Genomic DNA, 4945 nt, shown 5'->3' with positions numbered 1-4945 from the left:
CATGGCGCCATCGGCTATCGGCCGCCGCAAGAAGTGGAGGAAACTTTCTACGCAAGCATAAACGCTCTTGATCACGTCGCCTAAGTTTTGAACAAAAAACTCTCCGGCAAACCCGGGGCGGTTCAGGGACGGTCAGAGCAAAGTAACCGTGATCTCAGATGGCGAACCTGCTCTGCCGAATTTGGTGAGGCGTGCCGTTCGAGGTCCAGTCACCCACATACTGGACTGGTGGCATATCTCGATGCGGGTCAAGCACATCGAAAATGCGGTGCGGGGGCTTCTGCAATCGAAGGAATTCTCAGGGTTGCCGCTCCTCTTCGAGCGACCTGCCGATACATTGCGTTGGTACCTTTGGCACGGCAAAGTGATGACCGCCGCGACAATCCTCAAAGTTCTTCAGATCGACTGCGATCGTCTGCACGCCGAAAGCCGAGAATCACGAGAAGCGGCCAAGCGCGTCAGAGCTCGGTGCCAGGACCTTTATTCCTACCTTGCGAACAACTTCGACGCGCTCGTTGATTACGGCCATCGACACCGAACTGGCCTCGCTGTTTCATCGTCCCGAGCAGAGGGCTGTGTTGATGACATCGGCAACACCCGCATGGGCAAACGTCGGCGCATGAGATGGTCACCACGGGGCGCGCATCGGGTTGCCGTTACTCGGGCTGCTGTTCTTGACGGAAGGCTAGGCGTCTCAAAGCGCGCCGCTTGACCACCAGCTTTTGCCCACTCCCACAGGCGAGTATCGATGGCGGATAAAGAGGCCCAAAACTGCTTAGAGGGGTTTTCTGCCCTCAGCCGGACTCGACCCCATAAGGTTTATTATGTTAAGTAAGTCAGGCTTGCTGACCTATTTTTCTCTCTTTTCTATGAGAAATAGCAGTTGTTCAAGCTCTACACGGCCGAGATCGAAGATATCGAGGCATCGTTCCACTAGATCTATCGCAGAGCCGTCAAAGAGACGTTCGCGAAGATCCCTGAGCGTTGTCAGCTGGTAGTCTTCTAGATCGACCGACGGGCAGTACGTCAAACTCCGACCCGTCATCCTACTCGTTACGAAGCCCTTGTCGCCCATGATTTTTAAGAAGGTAGCGACCGTTGTGAGTTTCCTCTTTTCTTCTTGCGGTAGTTTCTCCACCACCTCTTTGACAGTCCCTTCACCGCAGGCCCAAAGAACCCTCATGATCACCAGTTCTACTTCAGTCATCAGTTTCGATGCGTCTTCAGAGCTGGTTGGGCGTCCGCGTTGCAAAGTCTTCCTCAAGTTCTTGTGTCAGGCCCGAACCTGAAAGCCACGGGCGATGTAATCTCTAACAAAGTAGATCAACAGAATACCCGGAAGGACAGAGGCAATGGTCATAGCCATGACCAAGCCAATGTCTGTTGTGAAACCGAAAAGACCTTCGATGGCCATAGCGATAGGCTTGCCGCCAGTGGACGTTAAAACACGCGCGAAAACCACCTCTACCCAAGAGAATATGAAGCAGAAGAAACAGGCCACACCGACGCCAGGCGCGATCACGGGCATTAGAAATCTGACGAAGAAAGCGGGCCTAGAGTGACCGTCGAGAAAGGCCGTTTCGTCAAACTTGTGAATCGGCATGCGAAATTGACCCACTTGGGTGGGTTATGAGCGAGTAAAATTGACCCACCTGCCACGTTAGCATCCGCGCTGGATAGCGCGGAGGAATGAGCAGGTGATATTGATGGAAAGTGTATCGAAGATCCGTCGTTGGATATTGGTTGAGGGTCGCAGCATCCGATCTGTGGCGCGGGCAACCGGTTTGTCGCGGAACACGGTGAAGAAGTATCTGAAGGACGACAGTCCACCGAGCTATCAGCGGCAAGCGCCACCGGCCCGGCATAAGCTGTGCGATGGATTTGACGCGCGGCTCCAAGAGCTTTTCGAGCAGGATCACAAGCGCCCGCGCCGGGAGCGGCGGACGGCCACGAAGCTTTACGAACAGCTCGTCTCGGAAGGGTATACTGGGTCCTATTCTCCGGTTCAGCGATTTATCCGAGACCTCAAACGTGCCGATGCTGGATCGGGAGAGGCGTTTATCCCCCTGCATTTTGCTGCTGGTGATGCGCTCCAGTTTGACTGGAGTGAAGAGCGCGTGGTTCTCGGTGGTGTCGAGCAGAAGGTAAAGGTTGCTCACTTCCGCCTGTGCCATAGTCGCAAACCTTTTGTCGTAGCCTATCCCGGCGAGAGCCAAGAAATGGTGTTGGATGCCTTTGTACGGGCGCTGTCCTTCTACGGCGGGGTTCCGCGACGGGTGATCATCGACAATCCCAAAACGATGGTGACCTATGTCTCCCGCTCGAAGGACCGAGTGTTCCATCCTCGGTTCCTGGCATTGATGAACCACTATGTAATGGAGCCGGTTGCCTGCACCCCCGCGTCGGGTTGGGAGAAAGGTCAGGTGGAGAACCAGGTCCATTTTTTACGAGGCCGATTGTTTGTTCCCATGCCAGCTTTTGATGATCTGGATGGGCTGAACAACTGGTTGCGTCTGCGCTGCGAGGAATTGGCAAGCCGCGCCCACACTGAACAATCGTCCCGCACGATTGCGGAGGTTTTTGAAGATGAGCGCGCCGAGCTGCGCCCCCTGGGGCGGGCTTTTGATGGTTATGTGGAAAAGACGGTGCGGGTCCGTTCCACCTGCCTGGTTCAATATGCCAGCAATCGCTATAGCGTGCCTTCCCGGTTTGCAGGCCAGCATGTCTCCTTGCGCGCCTATGCGAGCCGGATCGTGCTGGTGTCAGGCCAGGACGTTATTGCCGAGCACAAGCGTCGCTTCACCCGCAACGTCAGCTACTTTGAACCTTGGCATTATGTTCCTCTACTGGATCGCAAGCCCGGCGCTCTGCGCGACGGCGCCCCTTTTGTGGACTGGCAACTGCCTGAGGCCATGCATCGGATCAGGGAGCATTACATGGCTGGCAAAGGCGGGGACCGGGAGTTCGTCGATCTGCTTCTACTGGCCCAGGACCACGGAATCGAGGTGGTGGAGACGGCCTGCGAATTGGCAGTTGAACAAAACACGTTGCGCCTTCCTGCCATCACTAATCTGATCAACCAGTTGGTGGAGCCAATCATCACGCCGTTGAATGAGGGCAATGTCTATCCGCAGCTGACCGTGCGGCCCGAGGCCGACTGCAAGCGCTATGAGGCGCTCTGCTCGGCCGAGGAGGCTGCCGCATGAACGCTCTCATCGACCAACTGACCGCCTTGAGGCTGCATGGAATGGCAGCTTGCGCCCATGATTTGCTGTCCGCGCGCAAGCCACCAAGTCTGACCACAGCGATAAAGCAACTGATCGACGCGGAAACCGTAGAGCGGCGGGTGCGTTCCATCCAGTATCAAATGCGCATCGCGAAGTTCCCCCATCATAAGGACTTCGCCACCTTCGATTACGGCGCGGCCGCGGTGAGTAAGGCCCAGATCGAACCCTTCTGCTCGGGTCAGTTCACTGAAGAGGCGCACAACCTTATCCTGGTCGGCGGAACCGGGACAGGCAAAACTCACATCGCCATCGCGCTTGGAACCACATTGATCAACAACGGCAAGAAGGTCCGCTTCTTCAACGCGGTCGATCTGATCAATGCTCTGATCAAGGAACAGGCCGACGGCAATGCCGGGAAGATCATCCGGCAGCTGTCGGCTCTGGATTGCGTCATCATCGACGAGTTGGGCTACATCCCGTTCCCGAAATCCGGCGGCGCGTTGCTGTTCCACCTGATCAGCAAGCTCTACGAGAAAACCAGCGTCATCATCACCACCAACTTGGAGTTCGGGGAATGGGTCGCTGTCTTCGGTGATGCCAAGATGACAACTGCGCTCTTGGATCGCGTCACGCACCACTGTGCCATCATCGAAACGGGCAACACGTCATATCGCTTCGCTCAGAGCAAAAGTCGCAGAGAAAAATAGCCGCATCGCAAGCAAAGCCCCCAGACGGACTCGCTATATGAGGGCGGTCCGCCTGGGGGCTTTGGCACCCAATAGGCGGGTCAAAATCAAACGCTGAAACCGGGTCACTTTTAAACGCTCATTGACAGTCAAACTCCTTGGGAACCGCAGAGATAAAGCTCTCAAGGATCCATGTGGCAATCGGTATATTGAAGAGGCAATGAACCAGCGCGATCCCAAGCGGATTGTTCAGCAAGTTCAGCTCGGCGAACAGAAGAAAGACAGGAAGCGAAAGCACCACAGGCGGAGTGATGCGGAACGCAAGCAGCATAAGCAGAACATGTCTGTCCCCTACAAAACGAAACCTTGATAGTGCGTATGCTGTTGGGAGCGACACAAGGATCGTAATCGCGACGTTTGCTGTCACATAAGTGAGCGAGTTCCCAAGTGCTGCGACCAAGTCTGGGTCTCTGAAGATATTGGCGTAGTTCAGAAGAGATCTTTGTCCTAGTTCGTACCCGTCATGAGCAACCGTCACAGTGAAACTGATCAATATTGATTGAAAAAGCGGGCCGATGATGAACGCTGCCAATAGCCCAAAGACGACGCACCGAGTGATGAAGAGCAAAGGGTTATGCTGGGATCGAGCGCTGATCATCTGTCAACTCGCCCCTTCAGGCTGACCCCGTTGCATCTGTATGCGAAAAACCCAAGCCACAGACAGGACAAACAGGAAATAGACCACAGACCTCGCGGCAGCGGGACCGTAGTTGAAGGCTGCAATTTCCTCACCGAGCTCAAGCGAAAGGAACGATGTCGCGTCGTTTGGACCGCCCGCGTTGATGGCGAAAGCTTCGGTATAGATCATGAGGCTATCGAGCGTTCTCAACAGCAGAGCCATAAGCAGATTGTGTCCCGGGAACTGGTGTAACTTTGTTCTTCGGCCTTAGCTCGGCCGCAATTACAGGGCGGCGATTTCCGCCGGGTCCATGGGAGCAGTGTCGCAAATCGCGGCGACGGTTTCCAGTGTCA

The 4945-nt window shown here is 55.3% G+C and carries 6 protein-coding genes and 1 pseudogene; 3 read left to right on the top strand and 4 right to left on the bottom strand.

The annotated features are described in order from the left end of the window. Positions 1–127: 127 nt before the first annotated feature. Positions 128–712 (top strand): annotated as a pseudogene (locus tag AAFO90_RS23895) (ISKra4 family transposase); the annotation flags it as partial. 138 nt (positions 713–850) lie between these two features. Here the strand turns inward: AAFO90_RS23895 and AAFO90_RS23890 are convergent. Next, the gene (locus tag AAFO90_RS23890) at positions 851–1207 is read right to left on the bottom strand and encodes a BlaI/MecI/CopY family transcriptional regulator (protein WP_347511052.1); all 357 of its coding nucleotides are present in this window, start codon (positions 1205–1207) and stop codon (positions 851–853) included. A gap of 66 nt (positions 1208–1273) precedes the next feature. Beyond that, the gene (locus AAFO90_RS23885; protein WP_347511051.1) at positions 1274–1603 is read right to left on the bottom strand and encodes an ABC transporter permease subunit; all 330 of its coding nucleotides are present in this window, start codon (positions 1601–1603) and stop codon (positions 1274–1276) included. Positions 1604–1706: 103 nt separating this feature from the next. Between AAFO90_RS23885 and istA the strand changes: the two genes are divergently transcribed. Beyond that, positions 1707–3206 carry an IS21 family transposase gene (istA, locus tag AAFO90_RS23880; protein ID WP_288959630.1) on the top strand — a complete coding sequence of 500 codons (1500 nt, stop codon included), beginning with the start codon at positions 1707–1709 and terminating at the stop codon, positions 3204–3206. Further along, the gene (istB, locus tag AAFO90_RS23875; RefSeq protein WP_108485421.1) at positions 3203–3934 is read left to right on the top strand and encodes an IS21-like element helper ATPase IstB; all 732 of its coding nucleotides are present in this window, start codon (positions 3203–3205) and stop codon (positions 3932–3934) included. The genes istA and istB overlap by 4 nt, the downstream gene beginning before the upstream one ends. A gap of 118 nt (positions 3935–4052) precedes the next feature. Here the strand turns inward: istB and AAFO90_RS23870 are convergent, their stop codons facing one another. Both AAFO90_RS23870 and AAFO90_RS23865 read right to left on the bottom strand, forming a co-directional pair. Continuing rightward, positions 4053–4571, bottom strand: coding sequence for a hypothetical protein (locus AAFO90_RS23870; RefSeq protein ID WP_347511049.1), 519 nt, complete (start codon positions 4569–4571; stop codon positions 4053–4055). A 3-nt stretch (positions 4572–4574) separates the two neighbouring features. Next, on the bottom strand, positions 4575–4814 hold the full coding sequence (locus tag AAFO90_RS23865) for a hypothetical protein (RefSeq protein WP_347511048.1): 240 nt from the start codon (positions 4812–4814) through the stop codon (positions 4575–4577). Positions 4815–4945: the final 131 nt, after the last annotated feature.

This window comes from Phaeobacter sp. CAU 1743 (assembly GCF_039839315.1).
Classification (GTDB): domain Bacteria; phylum Pseudomonadota; class Alphaproteobacteria; order Rhodobacterales; family Rhodobacteraceae; genus Phycobacter; species Phycobacter gallaeciensis_A.
The sequence above is the reverse complement of the archived record's forward strand: the minus strand, read 5'-3'. Positions and strand labels throughout refer to the sequence as shown.